The following is a 20,726-nucleotide window of genomic DNA, read 5'->3' on the forward strand; positions in this document are numbered from 1 at the left end:
AACGTAGCGGACTATCGCCCAACAGGGCCGGGCCCGAGAAGACTCCGTCGTATCAGGATCGCGCCGGAGCACTCCTGAGAGGGCATGACTGGCGCCCCCCACGCACGGACCGCCACGGCCGACCAGACAGCACGGCCGTCCCGCCTCCCGGGACGAGTGATCGTCGTCGCGGCCGCGGGCTACGGCAAGTCCACCTGGGTCGAGTCCGTGATCCCCGACGGGCACCTCGCGGTCACCGCGACCGCCCTCGTCGGGGGCGCTGACCGGGCACCGGCCCTCGACGACGGCGCCCTGGTGGCGGCCGGCGCGTTGGTGGTCGAGGATCTGCACCGGCTCGACCCGGACGAGCAGGAGAGGGTGTTCGGGCGGCTGGCCGAGCTCCCCGGCGACGTCATGCTGGTCCTCACCTCGCGTGAGCCGGTGCCCTCGGAGCTCACCGCCATGCTGCGCGGCCCGCTCGTCCCGCGCGGACCCGGCGACCTGGCCCTGTCCGAGGCGGAGGTGGCCCGCCTGCTCCGCGAGGAGCACGCCATCACCAACGAGGAGCTCCCGAGCCTGCTTCGTGACGCCACCGGCGGGTGGCCGATGCTGACCCATCTGGTCGCCGACGAGATCCGGCGCAGCCCGGGCCGGTGGCGTGGTCTCATCCCCGGCGACGTGCGCGCCGTCCAGGACCTGCTCGGCCAGGAGGCACCCGCGGTGTCCGACTGGCTCGACCGCATCCTCGCCGACCTCGGCGACGACCGGCTGGCGCTGCTCACCTTCCTCGCCGGCGTCGAGGTCGTGACCGAGGAGCTGGTGCTCGCGGCAGCCGAGGCACCCATCGACACGCTGCGACAGACGTACGCCGACCTGCGCAGGATGGGCCTGGTGGTGCCGCACCCCCGCTGGGCCCCGGCCGGACGGCCCTACCACCTCGTCGTACCCCTGCTGGCGGCACACCTGCGCGCTCGCGCGCCCCAGCACCTCGGCGAGGCCTGGGGGGCCGAGGCGAGGATGCGGGCCGCGGCCTGGCTCGAACAGCACGGTCCGCCGTCGGCGGCGCTCCCCCTGCTGCTGACCGCGGGCGAGCACAGCCGAGCGGTCGAGCTGCTCGAGCACCGTCACCAGGAGATGCTGCAGCAGGGCGACGCGGGGGCGCTGGCGCGGCTGCTGGCCCGCGACGAGTCGCTGCCGGAGACCCCGCGCCTCCGCCGGCTGCACGCCGAGGCGCTGCTGATGTCGGGCCGGCCGCGCGAGGCGCTGGCGCTGCTCCGCCGGTCGGCCACGCCCGGCGACGACCCGGACGGTGCCGCGCACGGCGACTGGCTGGTCGCCTACGCCCACTACGCCTGCAGCGAGCCCGACCGCGCCGCCGCCACGCTCGACGGGAGGTCGACGCCGCCGGGGAGCCTCGGGGTCCGCTGGCTCGCGCTGCGCGCGACCCTGCACTGGAAGCTCGGTGAGGTCGACGCCGCCCGCCGACTCGCCGAGCAGTGCCTCGAGACGGCGGAGGCCCACGGTCACCCGGGGGATCTCGCCCACGCCCGTCAGATGGCGGCCAAGCTGCGCTGCCCCGCGGAGATGGACTCCATCCTGAGCACGGCCGAGGAGGCGGCGCTGAGCGCGGCCGACCTGGTCCTGCACGCGAGCATCCTGTGCAACCGGACCCATGCCCTGCTCGAGGCGGCCCGGTTCGCGGAGGCCGCTCGGGTCGGGGCCGAGGCCGTCCGTGCCGCCGAGCTGGTCGGTCCGGTCGACGTACTCATCGTGGCTCTGAACAACGTCGGGCTGGCCCTCGGGCGGCTCGGCGAGTACGACGAGGCGCAACGCCTGATCGGACGCGCCGTGGCGCTCAGCCGACACCTCGTCGGTGCCCGCCTGGCGTTCAGTCTCGTGGATCTCGGCGACCTCCACCGCATCCGGGGAGAGCAGGAGCGGGCGCGACTCGCCTACGAGGAGTCTCTCGTCATCACCCGCCAGACCGGGGAGCAGCAGCTCCTCCTCATCGGTCTCTCCGGGCTGGCCCGGGCCACCGCGGACCTGGACCCCGGGTCGGCGTGCGCGCTGGCCGGCGAGGCCGCAGCGCTGGCCCCCGCCGCCTTCCGCGCCCAGGCGCTGACCGCGCTGGCGGCGGCCACCCTCGCCGCCGGTGACCGCGCCGAGGCGGAACGCCTCGCCGGCGAGGCGGTGGCTGCCGCGCGCGGTCGACACGCGCCGACCCCCCTCGCCGAGGCGCTCGAAGGGCTCGCCGCCGCGACGGACGACCCGACCGAGGCTCGCCGCGGGCTGGGCGAGGCCCGGTCCATCTGGGAGGCCGGCGGGGCGGAGCCGGACACCTGCCGCACCGACGTCCTGCTGGCCCGGCTGCCCCGGGCGGACCAGGACACCCTGGATCGCGCGGCGGCGGCGGTCCGGCGCCTCCAGCGGATCGGCATCGGCAGCGTCGGCGGCCGGCCGATCGGCGAGGACGTCGCCGCTCGGGACGTGTGGGTCCAGGTGCTCGGTGGCTTCGACGTGCTGGTCCGCGGACGGCCCGTCCCGGTGAAGACGTGGAAGTCGAGGCAGGCGCGGACCCTGGTCAAGCTCCTCGCGGCGCACGGTGGAAGACCGGTGCGGCGCGAGCGCATCTGCGACGTCCTCTGGCCCGACGAGGACCCGGCGCGGACCTCCCACCGGCTCTCGGTCCTGCTCACCACGGTGCGGGGCGTGCTGGACCCGGAGAAGGCGTGGCCCTCGGACCACTACCTCGGGACCGACAACCGCGGGGTGTGGCTCGACCTGGAGCGGGTGAGCGTCGACGCCACCCAGCTGCTCCGGCAGGCCGAGCACGGTGCCCGCCTCCTGTCCGACGGTGCGACGCTCGAGGCGACCACCGTGCTCGCGGCCGTCGACCGGGCCTATCGGGGCGCCGCGTTCGAGGAGGAGCCCGACGAGGACTGGGCAGACGACGTGCGCGAAGAGGTCCGCAACGCCTGGGTGAGGTCGCTGCGGCACCTCGCCACCATCGCCTCCCAGCAACGGCGGACCAACGACGCCGCGGCCCTGCTCGACCGGCTGTTGCGCGTCGACCCCTACGACGAGCGCGTGCACCAGGGCCTGGTCCGCACGCTCGTGCGAGCCGGCCGGCACGGCGAGGCCCGGCGGGCCTTCGACCGCTGGACCCGCGCGATGGCCACCGTCGACGTCGCCGCCCCCGACCCACGCGTCCTGATGCCACCGCCGAAGAGCGCCTGAGGGGCGACCGGCCCCGTTCTGATCCCACGCTGACGTGGTGCCGCGACAGTTCCGACACCACCCCCAGACCAGACCGCGCCGGTCTCACCCGAGGCCGAGCGCAACAACCGGAAGGAAGCACCATGAAGAAGCAGATGACCGCCCTGATCGGCCTCGCGACCGCGGGCGCCGCGGCCAGCCTGATCTCGATGGCCCCGGCCAACGCCGTTCCCTCCGGGTGCCCGGCGACCGCGACCGTCATCAACGGGACCAGCCGCGCCGACACGCTCGTCGGCACACCGTGCAACGACGTGATCTACGGCAAGGGCGGCAACGACGTCATCTTCGGCCTGAGCGGCAACGACGTCATCTACGGCGGTGGCGGGGCGGACACGATCTACGGCGGCGTCGACGCCGACACCCTGATCGGGGGCGCCGGCTCGGACACCTACCCGGACGCCACCGGTGACGACACCGTGGAGGAGGACACGCACACGGTGTAGCCCAGGACGACCGGACGGTCCGGTGGGCTCCGGTCACCTCGCGAGGTGGCCGAGCAGAGCCCACCGGGCTATGGGTTCTCGGCGGCCTCCGGCGGTGGTGCCAGCCGGTCGACCGCGGCGGCCGCGGCCAGGGAACCGCGGGGCACCCGGACGGTGCGGACCAGGTCGTCGCCGTCAACCTCCCAGCCGGGAGGTGGCTCGGCGACGGAGTCCGCCGCGGGCACGAGTCGGGGAGCGTCGAGGTCGGTGTTGTCGACCACGACGTCGGCCTGGTCGCGCGGCCGGCAGGCCTCGGCATAGATCCGCTGGGCGTCGAGGTAGCGGCGCTGGTCGGGGTGCTCGGGGTCGGCCGGCGACCCGTCGCGCGCGGCCATCCGCGCCACCGTGACCTCGGGCGGCGCGTCGAGGAAGACCACCAGGTCCCACGCCCGGGTGATCTCGGGGCGCTGCGCGAACACGCCGTCGACGACGAGCACCCCCGCCTCGGGCACCGAAGCCCGGGGCGCGTCCACGTGCTCGTCGCGCGCGACGTCGTGCCACGCGGGGCGGTACGACGCCCCCGGGCCCGCGAGCCACGGCTCGAGCAGCTCGCGGCGCAGCGCCTGGTAGTCGAAGTGTCGCGTCCAGACCGCCTCGGGAGTCCGGCCGAGGGCGTGCCGGTGGGCGCGCGGGTGGTGGAAGTCGTCGACCGACGAACGGGCGACCGCGCGACCACCGGCCCGGAGGTGGTCGGCGAGCGCGTCGGCGAAGTGCGTCTTGCCGACCCCGTCGGGCCCGTCGACGGCCACCAGCAGCGGCCGTCGTACGACGGGGAGGAGGGCGGCGACGTGCGCCAGCACCCGCTCCCGGTCGTCCACTCGTGCGCCCGCGCTCACTCCGAGTCGCGGCGCAGCATGTCGTCGAGCCAGCCCTTCGCGGCGCCGACCCAGCCGGCCGCCTCGTGGACCAGCCGGCCGAGGGCGTCCTGGGTGCGCCGGAAGGCCTCGGTGTAGGACGCCGCCGCCTCCTGCGCCGCCTCCGAGACCGGGGCGGTCGCGTCGTCCTCGCGGCGGGGGTAGTCGCCGCCGAGGATGGCGGTGTAGGCGCCGGAGTCGACCCAGGAGCGCAGCTCGCGGGCCCGGACGACGGCGAAGGGATGGCTGGCCCGCTCGGTGAGCAACAGCTTGAGGACCGAGTCGCGGAGGTCCTCGGTGTCGGCGTACTCCGCCCCCTGCTCGAAGAAGCTGGTGATGTCCAGCTGGTCGAGATGGCCGCCGGAGGCCGTCTTCATGTGCACCCGGGTCGCGACGGCGGGGTCCTGGGTGGCCAGCAGGCCGGCGCGGTCGGCGGAGAGCTCGGCCTTGCGGCTCCACTCCATCAGCGCGGCCAGGATCACCCGCAGACCCAGCGCGCCGCCGGGGATGGCAGCCAGGACGCCGGTGAGGACCAGCAGTCGTTCGAGGAGGGTGCGATAGACGGCGTGGCCGGACAGCGCGTGGCCCAGCTCGTGACCGACCACGAACCGCATCTCGTCGTCGTCCAGCAGGTCGACCAGGCCCGAGTTGATCACGATGATCGGCTGGTTCATGCCGATGGTGCGGGCGTTGAAGGTCGGGTCGGCGACGACATAGAGCTCGGGCAGGTCTCCCGCGTCGAGCACCGCGCCCGCGTCGGCCAGCGCCCGGTGCAGCTCGGGGAACTGCCTTTCGTTGACCCGCACTGCCGACCCCAGGAAGATCAGCCGGACCTGCCGCTCGTTGATCAGCGCGTTGAACGCCTTGAGCAGCGCGTCGAACCCCTTGAGCTTGCGCAGCGCCACCAGCGCGCCCTTGTCGGCCGGGTGCTCCCAGGCGCGTGAGCTGATGCCGGGAAGGTGGGCGCGCGACTTCGCGGGCTTCTTGGTGGCCATGGCTCGGATCCTCTCACTCTGGTCCTCGTCATCCCGATAGTCCGGCGCGAAAGGCACCTCCCCAGGGCCGCGGAAAGTGCTTTTCGCGCCGGACTATCGAGGCATCGCGATCAGGTGTGGGTCAGCTCGGCGGTCCTGCCGGTACGCCGGAGGCGGGCGTCGAGGCTCTCGGGCGCGTCCCACCAAGGTGGTGTCCTCAGCGTCCATCCCTGCGGGGCGGACGAGGTTCGGGCCCGCCGCGCCGCGGCGAGGATCCGGCCCACGACGAGTGCTCGGTCACTGAGGTCGCCGCCGACCACGGTCACCAGCTCGAGCCCCTGGTCACGGAAGCGCTGCTCGCGAGCGACATCGCGCCGGTGGCGGTCCCGGCCCTTGTGGTGCGCACCGTCGTACTCGCCGACGAGACCCAGGCCGACATCCAGGAGGTCGGGTACGCCGAGCAGCTCGCCCCGAGCGTCGAAGACCGGCACGTTGCACAACGGAGGGCCCAGGCCCGCATCGAGCGTCCAGACGAGGCGGAGTCGACTCTCCTGCGGGGAGCGGCTCCGGGCGTCGGCGAGAGCCAGCGCCCGCCGGACCTGGGGAACGCCTTCCCACGCGTGCCGATGCGCGACGTACTCCGCCATCAGCTCGGGCGAGATCAGGCCCGCGGCGGCCGCCATGTCGACAGCGACCACGGCACCGCGCACCGTCGGCGCGAATCGCATCTCGTCGAAGAGCGACCTCTGCACCGTCGCACACACGATGCCGCGCACGGTCTCGATCTCGGTGCAGCCGAGCTGGGCATGGCTGATCGTGGCCTTCGTCTCCGAAGCGCGGCGCGCACCTGAGAGCCTCAACAGCTCGACCGGGCGTGGCGTCCCGTCGAGCAGACGGCCGTCGAAGAACGCTGCTCCCCGCCAGCGCAACGAGGCCCACCCGGTGACGGCGTCGCGCGGCGCCAGCCGTACCGCCTGCTCGAGGATCCGCTGCTCGACGCGCCCGGGGTCGACGGACGAGGGGACGTACCAACCGTGCGCGCTCCTCCGCCACCTGCGGCCGCGGGCCTGGCCGCGCGTCGGCCCGGTCACGCCCGCGGGGTCGAGCCGCACCGGCCAGACGAGATCGTCGGCGGGCGGCTTCCACGGCACCCAGTCGTCCTGTCCCATGCCGTGGGCATGCCCGCACCACGCGCCCCTCCCCCACCGAGGCTCGGACGCTGTGGACGAGTCAGGTCACCGCCGGCCTGTGGAGGACAACGGGCTCATGCCGACGTCGGCATAGTCCGGCGCGAAAAGCACCTCCCCGCGGCCTGAGGCGGTGCTTCTCGCGCCGGACTATCGAGAGATCAGGCCTCGGACATCGGGATCCGGACACCCTTCGCGGAGGCCACGTCACAGGCGAGGTCGTAGCCCGCGTCGACGTGCCGGATCACGCCCATGCCGGGGTCGTTGGTGAGGACGCGCTCGATCTTCTGCGCGGCCAGCTCGGTCCCGTCGGCGACGCAGACCTGCCCGGCGTGGATGGAGCGCCCCATGCCGACGCCACCGCCGTGGTGGATCGAGACCCAGGTCGCCCCGGAGGCGGTGTTGACCAGCGCGTTGAGCAGCGCCCAGTCGGCGATGGCGTCGGAGCCGTCGAGCATCCCCTCGGTCTCGCGGTACGGCGACGCGACGGACCCGCAGTCGAGGTGGTCGCGGCCGATCACGACCGGCGCCTTCAGCTCACCCGACGCGACCATCTCGTTGAACCTCAGCCCCGCGAGGTGCCGCTCGCCGTAGCCCAGCCAGCAGATCCGCGCCGGCAGCCCCTGGAACTCCACCTGCTCGCCGGCCATCGTGATCCACTTCCGCAGCCGCTCGTTGTCGGGGAACAGCTCGAGGATCGCGCGGTCGGTCGCCGCGATGTCGGCCGGGTCGCCGGACAGCGCCGCCCACCGGAACGGGCCCTTGCCCTCGCAGAACAACGGCCGGATGTACGCCGGCACGAAGCCCGGGAACTCGAAGGCCCGGTCGTAGCCGCCCTTGCGCGCCTCGTCGCGGATCGAGTTGCCGTAGTCGAAGACCTCGGCCCCGGCGTCCTGGAACTCCACCATCGCGCGCACGTGCCGGGCCATCGACTCCTGGGCGCGCTTGGTGAAGCCGACCGGGTCCTCGGTCCGCTCGCGCTCCCAGTCCTCGAACCGCACGCCGGCGGGCAGGTAGAACAGCGGGTCGTGCGCCGAGGTCTGGTCGGTGACGATGTCGATCACCAGCTTGCCGTCGTGGACCCGCTCGAGCAGCTCGGGCACCAGGTCGGCGGCGTTGCCGAGCACACCGATCGACAGGGCCCGGCCCTCGTCGCGCGCGGCCACGGCCAGCTCGACCGCCTCGTCAAGCGACGCGGCGCGCACGTCGAGGTAGCGCGTCTCGAGGCGCCGCTCGATCCGGTGCGGATCGCACTCCACGCAGATCGCGACGCCGTCGTTCATCGTCACGGCGAGCGGCTGCGCGCCGCCCATCCCGCCGAGCCCGGCGGTCAGCGTGATGGTGCCTCGCAACGTCCCGCCGAAGCGCTTGTCGGCCACCGCGGCGAAGGTCTCGAAGGTGCCCTGCAGAATCCCCTGGGTGCCGATGTAGATCCACGAGCCGGCCGTCATCTGGCCGTACATGATCAGCCCCATCTCCTCCAGCCGCCGGAACTCCTCCCAGTTGGCCCAGTCGCCGACCAGGTTGGAGTTGGCGATCAGCACCCGCGGGGCCCACTCATGGGTGCGCATCACGCCGACCGGCTTGCCGGACTGGACGAGCATCGTCTCGTCGTCCTTGAGGGTCCGCAGCGTCCGCACCAGCGCGTCGTACGCCGGCCACGACCGGGCCGCCTTGCCGGAGCCGCCGTAGACCACCAGGTCCTCCGGGCGCTCGGCGTTGTCGGGGTCGAGGTTGTTCATCAGCATCCGCAGGGGAGCCTCCGTCTGCCACGAGCCGCAGCTGAGCTCGGTGCCGTGCGGGGCATGGATCGGGAGGCGCGGGTTGTCGCTCATCGGGAGGGCTCCTGACGTGGGTGACTAGGGTCGGACGGGTGCGAGAGGTGCAGCTGCTGCGGTCGGCGGAGGACCGCAGGCGCTACGAGATCGACGGTGTCGGGTGGCTCCGGAGCGCCAGCTGGCTGAGCGGGCGGGGCGAGTCCGGGGCGGCCGACGCGGCCTCGGCCGAGTGGGCGTTCGAGCCGCGCGGCTGGGCGGGCGGCCGGGCCGAGGCGCTCGACCTGCGCAGCGGGATGCCGATCGGCGGCTACCGCCGCACCGCGACGTTCTCCCACCGGGGCGAGGTGACCTGGGCGGGTCGCCTCCACACGCTCCGCACGACCAGCAGCTGGCGGCAGCGCTTCGAGCTCGACCGGGACGGGGTGGCGGTCGTGGCGCTGCAGGTGAGGGGCTACGGCCGGGCGCCGGTCACGCTGAGCGTGGCACCGGACGTGGAGCCGGGGCTGGTGCTGTTCACCTGCTGGCTGTGCCGGCTGTTCGTGACCCAGGACTCCGCGGCGACCTGACATCGCTCACCCCTCCGTCGCGCTGGCGTGGCCGTCGGCCCAGACCTCCACGATCTGGGTGATCAGCCCGTCGGCGACGGTCAGGAAGCTGGCGACGTGGAACAGCGCCTCCTCGTCGAAGACGCGAGCACGCAGCACGGCCCGGCCGTCGGCCACCACGATGTCCTCGGCGACGAAGCTCCAGCGACCCGGATAGTCGTCGTTGAAGGCCACCCACTCGTCGGCGCCGAACGTGCGGCCGTCGTGGGCCATCTCGACCCGGCAGTCGTCGGCCAGCAGAGCGCGCAGCGCCGGCCAGTCGCGGCGGTCGATCGTCGAGGCGAACTGGTGGGCCAGGAAGGCGGGCGTGGCGGTCATGACAGGTCTCCGATCTGCTGGCGAACGGATTCGAGGATGGCACCGCTGCGCACCAGCTCCACGGCCGCCTCGATCTCCGGGGAGAGGTGGCGGTCGGGACCGGGCCCGGCGACCCCGGCCTCCCGGAGCCGGCGTACGACGGCCGCGGTGGCCGGCGACGGGACCAGCGGTGCCCGCAGGTCGAGCCCGCGGGCGGCGGTGAGGATCTCGATCGCGACCACCCGGGTGAGGCCGTCGACGGAGCGGCGCAGCTTGCGCGCCGCCGACCAGCCCATGGAGACGTGGTCCTCCTGCATCGCCGAGGAGGGGATCGAGTCGACCGAGGCGGGCGCGGCGAGCCGCTTGAGCTCGGAGACGATCGCGGCCTGGGTGTACTGAGCGATCATCAGGCCGCTGTCGACCCCGGGGTCGTCGGCGAGGAACGGCGGCAAGCCGTGGTTGCGGGCCTTGTCGAGGAAGCGGTCGGTGCGGCGCTCGGAGATGGAGGCGACGTCGGCGGCGACGATGGCGAGGAAGTCCAGCACGTAGGCGACCGGGGCGCCGTGGAAGTTGCCGTTGGACTCGACCCGGCCCTCCTCGGGAAGGACCACCGGGTTGTCCACCGCGCTCGCGAGCTCGCGGCCGGCCACCGTGGCGGCGTACTCCACGGTGTCGCGGGCCGCGCCGTGCACCTGCGGCGAGCAGCGCAGGGAGTAGGCGTCCTGGACGCGGTTGCAGTCGGGGCCGCGATGCGAGGCGACGACCCCCGAGTCGCGCAGCAGCGCGGTCAGGTTGGCGGCCGAGAGTGCCTGGCCGACCTGCGGGCGCAGCGCCTGCAGCTCGGCCGCGAAGACCCGGTCGGTGCCGAGCTGGCCCTCGACCGACATCGCCGCGGCGATGTCGGCGGTCTGCAGCAGGCGGCGCAGGTCGTCGATCGCGAGCACCAGCATGCCGAGCATCCCGTCGGTGCCGTTGATCAGCGCCAGCCCCTCCTTGGCCGCCAGCTCGACGGGGGCGAGCCCGGCGGCGGCGAGCGCCTCGGCCGCGGGCATCAGCACCCCGGCCGCGTCGCGGACCTCGCCCTCGCCGATCAGCGCCAGCGCGCAGTGGGCGAGCGGGGCCAGGTCGCCGGAGCAGCCGAGGGAGCCGTACTCCCGCACCACCGGGGTGATCCCGTGGCTGAGCAGTCCGGCCAGCAGCTGCGCGGTCTCCCGGCGGACGCCGGTGTGTCCGGTCGCCAGGGTCGAGAGCCGCAGCAGCATCAGCGCCCGCACCACCTCCCGCTCGACCTCGGGACCGGAGCCGGCGGCGTGCGAGCGGACCAGCGAGCGCTGCAGCTGGGCGCGCAGCTCGGGGGCGATGTGGCGGGTCGCCAGGGCGCCGAACCCGGTGGACACGCCGTACGCCGGCGTGGGCGCGGCCGCCAGCTCGTCGACCACCCCGCGGGCCCGGTCGATCGCCGCCAGCGCGTCGTCGGCCAGGACGACCGCGGCACCGCCGCGCGCCACCGCGGCCACGTCGGCGAAGGACACCGGCCCGGTGCCGACGACGACCGTGTCGCCGCCCGCGGCGGCCGTGGCCATCGGCCCGTCGAGAGTCGTGCTCATGGCTCCCATTGGACTCCCCGCCCGACGCCCGCACCAGGGGGCCCAGAGGCCTGCGCGTCTCGGATGCGAGACGTGGTGCGCGGCTGGGCACCCGGCCTGGCTCGGCGCCGCGGCCCGTGAGCCGGGCCCAGCCCGTCGTACGCTCCCCGTCATGACGGCTCCGCACGCCCCGGCCGCGGACGGGCCCACCCTGCTCACCGCTCGACTGCGGCTGCGCCGGCCGGAGGACGCCGACGCCGAGCGGGCGTTCGCACTGCTCAACGACCCGGAGGTCCGACGGTGGAACCCGGCGCGCCGGGCCGCGAGCCTCGAGACGGCCCGAGCGTGGTGTCGCGACGGCGCCGACTGGTCCGGGGGCGGGCACGCGACCTGGCACGCGGTCGATCGCGCGTCGGGGTTGTTCGTCGCCAACGTGTCGCTGTTCGAGATCGACACCGACCACGCGACAGCCAAGGTTGGCTACCGGGTGCTGCCCGATGCCCGCGGTCGCGGGATCGCTCGCGAGGCGCTCCGGGCGGTGACCGAGTGGGCCTTCGCCGAGCTCGGGATCCTCCGGATCCAGCTGGAGCACGCGGTCCCCAACATCGGCTCCTGCCGGGTCGCCGAGGGTGCGGGCTACCGGCTCGAGGGCGTGCTGCGGTCGTCGTACGCGCTGGAGGGCGAGCGGTACGACGAGCACCTGCACGCCCGGCTCGCCACCGACCCGGCCTGATCGCCCTGCCGACCACGGCGCATGCCTGGCCGGTTCTCGGGAACCGAGGAGGGGTGCTGCCGGGCGACCGCATCGGCGCACCGACAGGAGGAGACATGAGCACCGCTCTGATCATCTGGGTCATCGTGGCCGTCGTCGCGGTGGCCGTCCTCGCCGTGGTGGTCTGGCTCAGCAGCCGGCGCAGCAGCCGGCGCGCCGAGGCCGACCGGGCCCGCGCAGCCGAGCTGCGACGGGAGGCCGATGCGCACCGCGCCGACCTCGAGTCCTCCCAGGAGCAGGCTCGCCGGGCGGCCACCGAGGCCGAGCAGGCGGAGGCGCAGGCGCAGCAGGCGCGAGCCCGGGCCGTCGAGGCCGAGCGAGGAGCGGCGCTGGACGAGGCCCACTACGAGGACCGGCTGCGCGACGCGGACCGGCTCGACCCCGAAGCCGACACCCAGGTCGATGCGGGTGACGAGCGGCCACGGCCGAGGTCCCGGACAGACGGTCTCGGTCGAGGACAGGGGCGGCCCCGCGCACCGCGCCTGACACGCGCAGAGACCTTCGACCGGCGGGCACCGGGGCCCCACACCTCGTCGTACCCGCCGGTCGATTCTCGCTGCGCGAGTGGTGGAATGGCTCCAGCGACGAGAGCGAGGGGCCCAGTAGAAGAAGGTGAAGCCACCCGAGGGTGCCGACGACCTGAGCGCGGGCGCGGTCAAGGAGCAGCGCCTCGACTCGACGAAGTACAAGAAGGACGGCCACCTCCGCAGCGCCTTCTACGACGAGGAGATCGCCCGCCTGCAGGAGCAGCTGGTGCTGCTGCAGTACTGGATCCAGAGCCAGGGCCTCAAGGTCGCGGTGATCTTCGAGGGCCGCGGCTCGGCCGGCAAGGGCGGGGTGATCAAGCGGATCACCGAGCGCACCAGCCCGCGCACCGTCCGGGTGGTCGCGCTGCCCAAGCCCACCGAGCGGCAGAAGACGCAGTGGTACTTCCAGCGCTACGTCGAGCACCTGCCCGCCGCCGGCGAGATGGTGCTCTTCGACCGCAGCTGGTACAACCGCTCCAACGTCGAGTGGGTGATGGACTACTGCACCCCCGAGGAGCACCAGGAGTTCCTGCGCTCCTGTCCGGAGTTCGAGCGGATGCTCGTGCGCAGCGGGATCACCGTCATCAAGTACTGGTTCTCGGTGTCCTACGAGGAGCAGCGGCGCCGCTTCGAGGCGCGCAACGCCGAGCCGCTCAAGCGGTGGAAGCTGTCCGACATGGACCTGGCCGAGCACGAGCTCTACATCAAGTACTCCATGGCCAAGGACACCACCTTCCAGTACACCGACATCAAGCAGGCGCCGTGGTACGTCGTCCCCTCCGACGACAAGAAGGCCGCCCGGCTCAACTGCATCTCCCACCTGCTCAGCATGTTCCCCTACGAGGACGTCGCCCCCGACGTCGTGGAGCTGCCGGTGATGAAGCAGATGCCCTACGTCCGGCCGCCGATGCACGAGCAGACGTTCGTGCCCCAGGTCTACTGAGCCCGGTGCCGACCGTCCGCCCCGCCACGCTGGCCGACGCGGCCGCGTGGGCGGACGTGGTGACCGCCTGCTCCCCCTACCTCGTCCAGGACCTCGCCTCGACGGAGCACGGCATGCGCACCGAGCCGGCCGCGGTGCGTCGGGTGGTCGCGGAGCAGGACGGCCGCGTCGTGGGCGTCGGGCGGCTGCATGCCGACCCCGGCGAGGAGCACGTCACGATGATGTTGATGGTGGCGCCCGAGCACCGCCACGCGGGCGTCGGCGCCGCCCTGCTCACCGACCAGCTGCCCGCCGCCGCTGCCACCGGATCCACGACCGTGCGCAGCATCGTCGAGGACGACGACGACAGCCGGGCCGCCGCGGCGGCGTGGGGGTTCACGCTGACCCGACGCTTCGCGATGTCGATGGTCGACCCGCGCACCGTCGTCGCGGCCGCCCCGCCGGACGGCGTACGACTGCTGCCCCTGAGCGACCTGCCGCCCCGGGTGATCTGGCACGCGCTGTCGGCCGTGATGCGCGACGACCCCTCGGGGCTGTCCACGCCGATGACCTTCGGCGAGTTCCAGGACCAGTGGGCCGACCCGCGGATGCGGCCTGCCGTCGGTCGAGCGGTGCTCGTGGACGGCGAGCTCGCCGCGCTGTCGGTCCTCGGGGTCGCCGGCGAGCGGGCCTGGAGCGACATGACCGGCACCCTGCCGGCCTACCGTGGCCGCGGCTTCGCCCGACTCGCCAAGCAGCACACCCTGGTGGCCGCCGCAGGGGCCGGCGTCACCCGCGCGATGGCCGGCAACGACGACGCCAACGCGCCGATGGTCGCCGTCAACCGCAGCCTCGGGTACGCCGTCTTCGCCCACGCCGCCCTGGGCGTGCGCGCGCTGCCATGACTCCGCAGCGCAGCAACGTGCCGGCCGCCACCCGGGCGCTGCAGGTGCTGCGCTTCCTGGCCAGCCAGCCCGATCCGGTGCCGATGGACCGGATCGCCCGGGCCTGCGACCTGCCCCGCTCGACGGCGTACCACCTGCTCGCGGCGATGATCGAGGAGGGCTTCGTCGTCCATCTCCCCGAGGAGCGCCGCTACGGCCTGGGGGTGGCCGCGTTCGAGGTCGGCAGCGGCTATGCCCGCCAGGCGCCGTTGCAGCGGATCGCCCGGCGTCCGCTGGCCACGCTGGTCGACGAGGTCGGCCACAGCGCCCATCTGGCGGTGCTGCACGGACGGGAGGTGCTCTACGTCCTCGAGGAGCGCGCCCCGGGCCGACCGCCCCTGGTCTCCGACGTCGGGGTCCGGCTGCCGGCGGCGTTGACGGCCAGCGGCCGCGCGATCCTGGCCACCCTGCCGGCCGCGCAGGTGCGAGCGCTCTTCCCCGACCGCTCCGCCTTCGTGGACCGCACCGGTCACGGGCCGACCTCCCTGTCCACGCTGCGGACCCTGCTCGCCGAGACCAGACAGCGAGGCTTCGCGACCGAGGACGGCGAGGTCACCCCCGGGTTCGCCAGCGTCGCCGCCCCGGTGCTCGACCACAACGGGCACCCGGTCGCCGGGGTGGCCGTGACCTACCCGACCGGCGAGGCCGACGCGGCCTCCCTGGCCGCCGGATGCCGCCGCGTCGCCGGCGGGCTGACCCGCCGCCTCGGTGGCCGCTGACCGACGGAACCGACGGCCGGCCCACCCCGCCGACCCCACCCGCCCCACTCGCAACTTCCTGCAACGCGAGTTCTTGCAACCCCGCGGCCCTTGCTTCCCGGCCCGATCCGAGATGGAATCGCAGCCCCGGTGGGGCACTCTGCCGGGCCGCGCGGGCGTCGGTCCTACCCCATGAGGACCGACGCCCGCTGTCACGTCCGGGCGCCGACCGGTGTTACTCGTCGGTAGGATCTTTGTCACCCGCCTCCGGGGCTGTGGCCGGGGCCGGGGTTCCGTATCGTCAGCACGCGTGAACACCGTCCTCGTCATCGGACTGCTGCTCAACGCGATCGCGCTGCCGATCGTCGCGCGGCGGCTGTGGTTCCTCTTCCGCCTCGTGCGCAGCGGGCAGCCGGCACCCGATCGGGTCCAGGGCGTCGTCGGCCGCCTCGGCCGCGCGGCGCGGACCGAGCTGGTCGAGGTCTTCGGACAGCGTCGGCTGCTGCAGTGGACCGTCCCCGGGCTCGCGCACTTCTTCACGTTCTGGGCGTTCGTCATCCTGGGCAGCGTCTACCTCGAGGCCTACGGCGTGCTGCTGGGCCCGGACGACTTCCACATCCCGGTGATCGGCCACTGGCCGGTGCTCGGGTTCGCGCAGGACACCATCGCATTGCTGGTGCTGGTGGCGATCGCGACCTTCCTGGTGATCCGGATGCGCAACTCCCCGGCCAAGCTGGGACGCAAGTCGCGCTTCAAGGGGTCACACGAGTTCGGCGCCTACCTGGTGCTGTTCTTCATCTTCAACGTGATCTGGACGATGTTCCTGTTCCGTGGGGCCGCGTCGGCGCTGGAGAACTACGAGAACTCCGGCGCCTACTTCTCGAACCTCGTCGGCTCGCTGCTGAAGGGCCTCGGCCTCTCGGACGGCACCCTGCACGTCCTCGAGGGCATCGGGCTGCTGCTCCACATCGGCGTGATGCTGGTGTTCCTGATCGAGGTCGTGCACTCCAAGCACCTGCACATCATGACCGCGCCGATCAACGTGCTCTTCAAGCGGCAGCCGATCGGCCTGGGCGCGGCCAAGCCGCTCACCGCGGCCGGCGTACCCCTGTCGCTGGACGACCTCGACGAGATCGACGAGGAGACCTCCTTCGGCGTCGGCAAGGTCCAGGACTTCTCGTGGAAGGGCATCCTCGACTTCGCCACCTGCACCGAGTGCGGCCGCTGCCAGTCGCAGTGCCCCGCGTGGAACACCGAGAAGCCGCTGTCGCCGAAGCTGATGATCATGGCGCTGCGCGACCATGCGTACGCCGCGGGCCCGGCGATCCTGGCCGGGTCCGGCGGGCCCGCCACCGCGGTCGCGGAGCTGGAGCGGCCCCTGGTCGGTGAGACCGAGGGCGACCCCTGGGCGCCGACCGGCGGCGGCGTCATCGACCCCGACGTGCTGTGGTCGTGCGTGACCTGCGGGGCCTGCGTCCAGCAGTGCCCGGTCGACATCGAGCACGTCGACCACATCGTCGACATGCGCCGCTACCAGGTGCTCGTGGAGTCCAACTTCCCCGCCGAGCTCAACCAGCTCTTCAAGGGCATGGAGAGCAAGGGCAACCCGTGGAACATGTCTCCGTCCACCAGGATGGACTGGGCCAAGGGCCTCGACTTCGACGTGCCGGTGGTGGGTGAGGACGTCGAGTCGCTCGACGAGGTCGACTGGCTGTTCTGGGTCGGCTGTGCCGGCGCCTACGAGGACCGCGCCAAGAAGACCACCCAGGCGGTCGCCGAGCTGCTGCACCGCGCGGGTGTCTCCTTCGCGGTGCTCGGCAACGGCGAGACCTGCACCGGCGACTCCGCCCGTCGGGCCGGCAACGAGTTCCTCTTCCAGCAGCTCGCGCAGCAGAACATCGAGACGTTCCGCGAGTTCAAGGTGCAGAAGGTCGTCTCCACCTGCGCCCACTGCTTCAACACCCTCAAGAACGAGTACCGCGAGCAGGGCATCGAGCTCGAGGTCGTCCACCACACCCAGCTGCTCAACCGGCTCGTGCGCGACGGCTCGCTGACGCCGATGGCGTCCGGACCGGCCGCGGCGAAGCGGTCGATCACCTACCACGACCCCTGCTACCTCGGTCGCCACAACCAGGTCTACTCCCCTCCGCGGGAGCTGCTGCAGGTGCTGCCAGGGGCGTCGTACGTCGACATGCCGCGCAACTCCGAGCGCTCCTTCTGCTGCGGTGCCGGCGGTGCCCGGATGTGGATGGAGGAGACGATCGGCGAGCGGATCAACGACAACCGCACCGCCGAGGCCGTCGCCACCGGCGCCGACCAGATCGCGGTCGGGTGCCCGTTCTGCCGGGTGATGCTCTCCGACGGGCTCACCGCCGCGCAGGCCTCCGGGAGCGCCCGTGAGGAGGTCGAGGTCCTCGATGTCGCGCAGCTGCTGCTGGCCTCGGTGAAGGGCGAGACCGCGACCAAGACCCGCCCCGCGGAGCGTGCCGCGCCGGCTCCGTCGGCGGCTGCCGCGGCGGCCACCGCTGCTCCGCCCGCGACCCCGGAAGCGCCGGCCGAGACCCCGGCCGAGCCCGCTCCGGCCAGCCCGGCGGCACCGGCCGCCGGCGGGTCGCTCTTCGACGTGGCGCCCACCGAGACCCCGGCCGGGGCCACCGCCGCCCCCGCGGCCGGCGGGTCGCTCTTCGACGTGGCGCCCACCGAACCCGCCCCCGAGGCCACCGCCGCCCCCGCTGCCAGCGGGTCGCTCTTCGACGTGGCACCCACCGAGACCCCGGCCGAGCCGACTCCTGCCGCGCCGATCGCCCCCGCTGCCGGCGGCTCACTCTTCGACATCCCAGCACCCGAGGCCGCCTCCGGCGAACAGCCGGCGACCCCGGAGCCCGCGAAGCCGGCCGGACTCTTCGACACCGCGCCGAGCGACGCCACCGCCGAGCCGGCTGCGGCGGCGCCAGCGGCGGAGATCCCCGCCGGGTCGCTGTTCGACATCCCCGCCCCGGCCGAGGCCGCGGCCGAGCCGGCCGCCCCACCGACCGAGCCCGCCGCCGACCAGCCGGTGGGCCTGTTCGACGCGGCACCCGGGACAACCGCGCCCGAGACCGAGGCAGCCCCTCGCGGACTGTTCGACGTCGAGCCCGCCGCGGGGACGACTCCGGAGCCGGCCCCCGAGCCGACGTCGTCCGACGACATCAAGACGGTGCTCGACGCCGACGACGCCGACGAGGTGCCGGCTGCGCCCCCCTCGGCTGCCGCGGCTCCGTCGTCCGGGACGGCCTCCCAGCCCCGCACCGACGTGGACGTGCTCGCGGTCGGGTCGCTGTTCGACATCGCGGCACCGTCGGGGGCGGTGGTCGCGGCGACCGCTCCGGCCGCCGCTCCGTCCGCGACGCCCGACGCTCCGTCCGCGGCCGATGCGGCGGACTCCGCCGGCGAGCCGGCACCCGACGAGGTCGAGACGATCCTCGACGACGACGACGACGCCGACGACGCGGCCACGGGCGCCGCCGCGTCGACGCCGGACGCCGCGACCGAGTCGACGCCACAGCAGGCCGCCGTCGAGACTCCCACGCCGGCCACCCCGACCGGCGCCGCTCACCAGCCGCGCACCGACGCCGACATCAACGCTGCGGAGTCACTGTTCGACCTGTGAGCCGGGGGGCTCCACTCCCCTGCTGACGTCCACCTGGCGCCGCGGCAGCCCTGGCCGCCCGGCCGCTGGCGTTGTCTACTGGTGCGTACGGAGCGTGTGGCGCGTCGTACGCACCAGTAGACCTCGCCGTACGCACCAGTAGACATCCCGGGCAGGGCGACGTCGGCCGCTCTCGGGCACCCGCCCAGGCAGGATGCGGGAACCGAACGCCCGCGCAGGCAGTCATCCCGGGTAGGGAGGTGAGTGTGGACTTCAGCGAGCTGGCCGCGGCGCGCCGTCCCGCCCTGGTCCGGGCGGCGGTGCTGCTGGGCTGCCCGCGCAGCGAGGCCGAGGACCTCGTCCAGACGGCCCTGGCCAAGGCGTTCCGCTCCTGGCGGCGGGTCGAGAAGGCCGAACAACCCGACGCCTACCTCTACACGATCCTGCTCAACGCCTGGCGCGACGCTCGCAAGCGACGGCCGGACCTCCCCCTCGACGACCTCTCCGACCTGATCGACCAGCCCGACCACGTCGAGCGGACGCTGACCGGCGTCGCCGTCCGGGAGGCGTTGGCGCGGATGCGGCCGGAGCACCGCGAGGTGCTCGTGCTGCGCTACTTCGCCGACCTGTCGGTCGACCAGGTCTGCGACGTGCTTCGGCTGCCGCCCGGCACCGTCAAGTCGCGCACCGCCCGTGCCCTGGCCGCGCTCGCGGCGGACCAGGCCATCGTGACCAGGCCATCGTGAGGAGCCGCTGATGCCGTCCAGTCATCTGCTCACCGACGAGCAGGCCAGATCCCTGCTCCAGGCCGCCGGCGACACCGTCGACGTCCCCCCGAAGCCGGTCCGCCTCCCGCCCGAGCCGCCCCGGAGCAGGCTGGCCTGGGTGGGGGCCGCGGCGGCCACGGTCGCCGTCGTGGTCGCCGCCTCGATCGCGGTCAACGGTGGCGTCGGCGGAGGCCTGCCGTCCTTCGACCCCAGCCCCGACCCGACCGAGCGGGTGATCCCCGATCCGTGGGACACCGTGCAGCTGGGCCCCGACCAGGTGCCGTCGGTGTTCGGCTACGACGCCGCGTCCGCCCGCCGGCTCCTCGAGCAGGCGGGCTACGAGGTCGACCTCCGCCCCGAGCCCGCCTGCGGGGAGCCCGGCCGCGCGGTGAGCACCCGGCCGGCGGTCGGCAGCACGCTGGACCGGGGCGCCACGGTCACCCTGGTGGTCACCGGCCCGGCCGAGGTCGCCTGCCCGGGTCCGGACGACGCCCGGCTCTGGCAGTTCATCGACTTCGCTGCCGGACGGTCCGCGCCCCCCGACTTCGCCGCCGACGTCACCCTGTCCGTCAACGGCGACAGCGTCCAGGTCGGCGCCCGCCAGGCACGCGACGGGGCGCTCTGGCCGCGCTGCTCCACCGACCTCACCACCTGCCCCGGCAACGCCCTCGACGTGGTGGCCGCCGCCGCCCAGCGGGTGCAGCGCAAGGGGACCGGCTACACCACACCGACACTGCAGCGCGACAGCACCTCCCTGACCGATGCCTTCACCATCGACTTCCCCGTCGACGGGTTGGCGTTCTATCCGCGGTGGCAGGTCACCCTCGACTGGCGCACCACCGACGAGGGCAGGACCCAGACACTGACCGGCGTCGACCTCAGCTGGCTCGAGGCCCCGGCGTCGGCGACGACCGCCACGAGCACGGTGCCCTCGGTGACGGGGATGACCGTGAAGGCCGCCACCGCCACCCTCGAGAAGGCGGCGCTGGCCGTCCGCCAGGAGCGGGTCGGCGAGGTCCCCCTCGGGTGCTGGCGCGACTACTACGTCGTCGGCCAGAAGCCGCTCCCCGGCACCGAGGTCGCCACCGGCACCCCGGTCGTGGCGACCACCCGACTGCTCCCCTGTGGCGCCGACCCGAACGACCCGCTGACCCTGGGGGCGGGCTTCGTCGCCTGGGCCCGCGGCGGGGGCGAGGCCCCACCGTTCGCCGACGACGTCGGCCTCTACGTCGGCAATCGTCGGGTCGCCACCGTGGCCGGCAGCGACCTGGCGAGCGATCCCCACGCCTGGGACGTGCCGGCGACCTCTCCCGAGGCCAGTGGCTCGGTGTCGGCTCGCGCGGCGGTGGCCGACGCCCGCCGGGAGCTGGTCGCCTCGCTCGACCCGCACAGCGCGGCCTCCTGCCCGGACGCCCTGACGACGCCGCCCACCGACACGGGCGGCGCCTGG

16 protein-coding genes are annotated in these 20,726 nt (G+C 73.8%); 10 read left to right on the forward strand and 6 right to left on the reverse strand.

What is annotated here, in order from left to right; translation table 11 throughout:
- Positions 1-156 precede the first annotated feature (156 nt).
- Positions 157-3,216 carry a tetratricopeptide repeat protein gene (locus tag R2740_RS15145; RefSeq protein WP_371303522.1) on the forward strand — a complete coding sequence of 1,020 codons (3,060 nt, stop codon included), beginning with the start codon at positions 157-159 and terminating at the stop codon, positions 3,214-3,216.
- Positions 3,217-3,338: 122 nt separating this feature from the next.
- A complete protein-coding gene (locus R2740_RS15150) occupies positions 3,339-3,698 on the forward strand; it encodes a calcium-binding protein (RefSeq protein ID WP_371303523.1) in 360 nt (119 codons plus the stop codon).
- Between the two features lie 68 nt (positions 3,699-3,766).
- Here R2740_RS15150 and R2740_RS15155 read toward each other — a convergent pair whose 3' ends face one another.
- The 4 genes from R2740_RS15155 to hutU all read right to left on the reverse strand — a co-directional run bounded on the left by R2740_RS15155 (position 3,767) and on the right by hutU (position 8,587).
- Positions 3,767-4,555, reverse strand: a complete 789-nt coding sequence (locus R2740_RS15155; protein WP_371303524.1) for an AAA family ATPase — start codon at positions 4,553-4,555, stop codon at positions 3,767-3,769.
- Between the two features lie 14 nt (positions 4,556-4,569).
- Positions 4,570-5,586, reverse strand: coding sequence for a M48 family metallopeptidase (locus R2740_RS15160; RefSeq protein WP_371303525.1), 1,017 nt, complete (start codon positions 5,584-5,586; stop codon positions 4,570-4,572).
- A 110-nt stretch (positions 5,587-5,696) separates the two neighbouring features.
- Positions 5,697-6,734, reverse strand: coding sequence for a hypothetical protein (locus R2740_RS15165; protein ID WP_371303526.1), 1,038 nt, complete (start codon positions 6,732-6,734; stop codon positions 5,697-5,699).
- A gap of 179 nt (positions 6,735-6,913) precedes the next feature.
- Entirely contained in the window at positions 6,914-8,587 is a 1,674-nt protein-coding gene (gene hutU, locus R2740_RS15170) for a urocanate hydratase (RefSeq protein WP_371303527.1), read from the reverse strand.
- A gap of 38 nt (positions 8,588-8,625) precedes the next feature.
- Between hutU and R2740_RS15175 the strand changes: the two genes are divergently transcribed.
- The gene (locus R2740_RS15175; RefSeq protein WP_371303528.1) at positions 8,626-9,096 is read left to right on the forward strand and encodes a hypothetical protein; all 471 of its coding nucleotides are present in this window, start codon (positions 8,626-8,628) and stop codon (positions 9,094-9,096) included.
- Between the two features lie 6 nt (positions 9,097-9,102).
- Here R2740_RS15175 and R2740_RS15180 read toward each other — a convergent pair whose 3' ends face one another.
- Both R2740_RS15180 and hutH read right to left on the reverse strand, forming a co-directional pair.
- Positions 9,103-9,453, reverse strand: coding sequence for a nuclear transport factor 2 family protein (locus R2740_RS15180; protein ID WP_371303529.1), 351 nt, complete (start codon positions 9,451-9,453; stop codon positions 9,103-9,105).
- Entirely contained in the window at positions 9,450-11,039 is a 1,590-nt protein-coding gene (gene hutH / locus R2740_RS15185; RefSeq protein ID WP_371303530.1) for a histidine ammonia-lyase, read from the reverse strand. Before hutH ends, R2740_RS15180 begins: the two co-directional genes overlap by 4 nt.
- A 151-nt stretch (positions 11,040-11,190) precedes the next feature.
- On the opposite strand from hutH, the gene R2740_RS15190 reads away from it, so the two are divergent.
- From R2740_RS15190 to R2740_RS15220, 7 genes are all read left to right on the forward strand, one after another.
- On the forward strand, positions 11,191-11,751 hold the full coding sequence (locus R2740_RS15190) for a GNAT family N-acetyltransferase (RefSeq protein WP_371303531.1): 561 nt from the start codon (positions 11,191-11,193) through the stop codon (positions 11,749-11,751).
- A gap of 651 nt (positions 11,752-12,402) precedes the next feature.
- Positions 12,403-13,260, forward strand: coding sequence for a polyphosphate kinase 2 (gene ppk2, locus R2740_RS15195; RefSeq protein WP_371303532.1), 858 nt, complete (start codon positions 12,403-12,405; stop codon positions 13,258-13,260).
- A gap of 5 nt (positions 13,261-13,265) precedes the next feature.
- Entirely contained in the window at positions 13,266-14,144 is an 879-nt protein-coding gene (locus R2740_RS15200) for a GNAT family N-acetyltransferase (RefSeq protein WP_371303533.1), read from the forward strand.
- On the forward strand, positions 14,141-14,902 hold the full coding sequence (locus R2740_RS15205) for an IclR family transcriptional regulator (protein ID WP_371303534.1): 762 nt from the start codon (positions 14,141-14,143) through the stop codon (positions 14,900-14,902). The genes R2740_RS15200 and R2740_RS15205 overlap by 4 nt, the downstream gene beginning before the upstream one ends.
- 289 nt (positions 14,903-15,191) lie before the next feature.
- Positions 15,192-18,530 carry a (Fe-S)-binding protein gene (locus R2740_RS15210; protein WP_371303535.1) on the forward strand — a complete coding sequence of 1,113 codons (3,339 nt, stop codon included), beginning with the start codon at positions 15,192-15,194 and terminating at the stop codon, positions 18,528-18,530.
- A 245-nt stretch (positions 18,531-18,775) separates the two neighbouring features.
- On the forward strand, positions 18,776-19,255 hold the full coding sequence (locus R2740_RS15215; RefSeq protein ID WP_371303536.1) for a sigma-70 family RNA polymerase sigma factor: 480 nt from the start codon (positions 18,776-18,778) through the stop codon (positions 19,253-19,255).
- Positions 19,256-19,265: 10 nt separating this feature from the next.
- The coding region (locus R2740_RS15220; protein WP_371303537.1) for a PASTA domain-containing protein at positions 19,266-20,726 on the forward strand (1,461 nt) is incomplete at its 3' end.

Origin of the sequence: Nocardioides sp. (assembly GCF_041393715.1) — a bacterium.
GTDB lineage: Bacteria > Actinomycetota > Actinomycetes > Propionibacteriales > Nocardioidaceae > Nocardioides.

Excerpts from the sequence above, each read along its gene's own strand:
- R2740_RS15165 (WP_371303526.1), bottom strand. The coding sequence starts at position 6,734 with ATGGGACAGGACGACTGGGTGCCGTGGAAGCCGCCCGCCGACGATCTC.
- hutH (WP_371303530.1), bottom strand. The coding sequence starts at position 11,039 with ATGAGCACGACTCTCGACGGGCCGATGGCCACGGCCGCCGCGGGCGGC.
- R2740_RS15160 (WP_371303525.1), bottom strand. The coding sequence starts at position 5,586 with ATGGCCACCAAGAAGCCCGCGAAGTCGCGCGCCCACCTTCCCGGCATC.
- R2740_RS15190 (WP_371303531.1), top strand. The coding sequence starts at position 11,191 with ATGACGGCTCCGCACGCCCCGGCCGCGGACGGGCCCACCCTGCTCACC.
- hutU (WP_371303527.1), bottom strand. The coding sequence starts at position 8,587 with ATGAGCGACAACCCGCGCCTCCCGATCCATGCCCCGCACGGCACCGAG.
- R2740_RS15180 (WP_371303529.1), bottom strand. The coding sequence starts at position 9,453 with ATGACCGCCACGCCCGCCTTCCTGGCCCACCAGTTCGCCTCGACGATC.
- R2740_RS15205 (WP_371303534.1), top strand. The coding sequence starts at position 14,141 with ATGACTCCGCAGCGCAGCAACGTGCCGGCCGCCACCCGGGCGCTGCAG.
- R2740_RS15150 (WP_371303523.1), top strand. The coding sequence starts at position 3,339 with ATGAAGAAGCAGATGACCGCCCTGATCGGCCTCGCGACCGCGGGCGCC.